Source organism: Bradyrhizobium sp., assembly GCF_049798375.1.
GTDB lineage: Bacteria > Pseudomonadota > Alphaproteobacteria > Rhizobiales > Xanthobacteraceae > Bradyrhizobium.
This window is the reverse complement of record NZ_JBARGP010000626.1, coordinates 1-2,065: the sequence shown is the minus strand read 5'-3', so window position 1 is coordinate 2,065 and position 2,065 is coordinate 1. Positions and strand designations below refer to the sequence as shown.

1 protein-coding gene and 2 pseudogenes are annotated in these 2,065 nt (G+C 64.9%); 2 read left to right on the top strand and 1 reads right to left on the bottom strand.

Annotation, left to right across the window (positions count from 1 at the left end):
- Together WA702_RS24785 and argG are read left to right on the top strand one after the other, a co-directional pair.
- Positions 1-351 (top strand): annotated as a pseudogene (locus tag WA702_RS24785) (phosphatase PAP2 family protein); the annotation flags it as partial.
- Positions 352-443: 92 nt separating this feature from the next.
- Positions 444-1,781, top strand: coding sequence for an argininosuccinate synthase (argG, locus tag WA702_RS24780; RefSeq protein WP_425113180.1), 1,338 nt, complete (start codon positions 444-446; stop codon positions 1,779-1,781).
- 171 nt (positions 1,782-1,952) lie between these two features.
- On the opposite strand, the pseudogene WA702_RS24775 reads toward argG, so the two are convergent.
- Positions 1,953-2,065, bottom strand: a pseudogene (locus tag WA702_RS24775) (OmpA family protein); the annotation flags it as partial.

The window sequence follows — 2,065 nt, the reverse complement described above, 5'->3', positions numbered from 1 at the left end:
TGCTCGTTCTTCTCCGGCGAGGGTGCCACGGCGTTCTGGACCATCGCGCCGGCCGCACTGACGCCGCCCGCCATTCGCCCCGTCGCCTATGCCGCGGCGCTGCTGTTCGGCGCCACGACCTCGGTGCTGCGGATGTCCTTCGGCGGGCATTTCTTTACCGATGTCGCCGCCGCCGGCCTCGTCAGCTTCTTCGTGATATGGCTGGCCCACGGCTATATCTACCGCTGGCCCTCGACCCGGCTGTCGGACGAGGCGATCGACGCCGCGCTGACCCGCCTGGCGTGGCCCGGCTTCCGGCTTATGCGCCGGCTGTTCCGACGTCGCCGCGGGGCCGGCGCCGGCTCGCGCTGAACGCGCTGCCAAAAAGGCGTGCCGAGACCAGCGAAATTTGATATTCGCGCGGCTAATTTACGCATCTGCACCACCGACCGATTGGAAGCTCCATGACGACGATCCTGAAAGGCCTGCCCAAAGGGGACAAGGTCGGCATTGCATTCTCGGGCGGCCTCGATACCAGCGCGGCGCTGCTGTGGATGAAGCAGAAGGGCGCGCGCGTCTTCGCCTACACCGCCAATCTCGGCCAGCCCGACGAGGCCGATTACGACGAGATTCCGCGCAAGGCACTCGGCTTCGGCGCCGAGAAGGCGCGGCTGGTCGATTGCCGCACCCAGCTGGTCCATGAAGGCATCGCCGCGATCCAATCCGGCGCGTTCCACATCTCCACCGGCGGCATCACCTATTTCAACACCACGCCGCTCGGCCGCGCCGTCACCGGCACCATGCTGGTCGCCGCCATGAAGGAGGACGGCGTCAACATCTGGGGCGACGGCTCGACCTACAAGGGCAACGACATCGAGCGGTTCTACCGCTATGGCCTGCTGACCAATCCGAACCTCAGGATATACAAGCCCTGGCTCGACCAGCAATTCATCGACGAGCTCGGCGGCCGCGCCGAGATGTCGGCGTTCCTCACCGCCAACGGCTTCGACTACAAGATGAGCGCCGAGAAGGCGTATTCGACCGACAGCAATCTGCTCGGTGCGACCCACGAGGCCAAGGATCTCGAGAGCCTCGATCGCGGCATCCGGATCGTCAATCCGATCATGGGCGTGCCGTTCTGGCGCGACGATTGCGCAGTCAAGGCCGAGACGGTGACGGTGCGGTTCGAGGAGGGCCAGCCGGTCGCGCTGAACGGCAAGACGTTCTCCGAACCGGTCGCGCTGTTTCTCGAAGCCAACGCCATCGGCGGCCGCCACGGCCTCGGCATGAGCGACCAGATCGAGAACCGCATCATCGAGGCCAAGAGCCGCGGCATCTACGAGGCGCCGGGCATGGCGCTGCTGCACATCGTCTATGAGCGGCTGGTCACTGGCATCCATAACGAGGACACCATCGAGCAATACCGCATCAGCGGCATGCGGCTTGGCCGGCTGCTGTATCAGGGCCGCTGGTTCGATTCGCAGGCATTGATGCTGCGCGAGACCGCGCAGCGCTGGGTGGCGCGTGCTATCACTGGCGAAGTCACGCTCGAGCTGCGCCGCGGCAACGACTACTCGCTTCTGAACACGGAAAGCCCGAACCTGACCTATCAGCCGGAGCGGCTGAGCATGGAAAAGGTGGACGATGCCGCGTTCACCCCGGCGGATCGCATCGGCCAGCTCACGATGCGCAATCTCGACATCGCCGACACCCGTACCAAGCTGAAGCTCTATTCGGACACCGGCCTGCTGTCAGGTCCGGAAGGCGCGCAGATCTTCCAGCTCGAGAACGACAAGGGTTGAAGGCGAGTCATCCGCGATGCGTAGGATAGGTTGAGCGCAGCGATACCCATCATCTGTGAGCGCATGTGGATGCAAGTGATGGGTATTGCTTCGCTCCACCCATCCTACGTGACTAATAAAAATGGCCGGGATTGCTCCCGGCCATTTGCTTTTTTGCGTTCGTAGCTGCGCTCAGCGCGGCGGGGCGACGCCGGGCGGGGGCGGCGGCAGCGCGGCCTGGCCGCCATTGAGCAGCGGCGTGATGCGGCGAACGGTGACGCGCCGGTTGATGCGGCTCGGGCCGT

Excerpts from the sequence above, each read along its gene's own strand:
- argG (WP_425113180.1), top strand. The coding sequence starts at position 444 with ATGACGACGATCCTGAAAGGCCTGCCCAAAGGGGACAAGGTCGGCATT.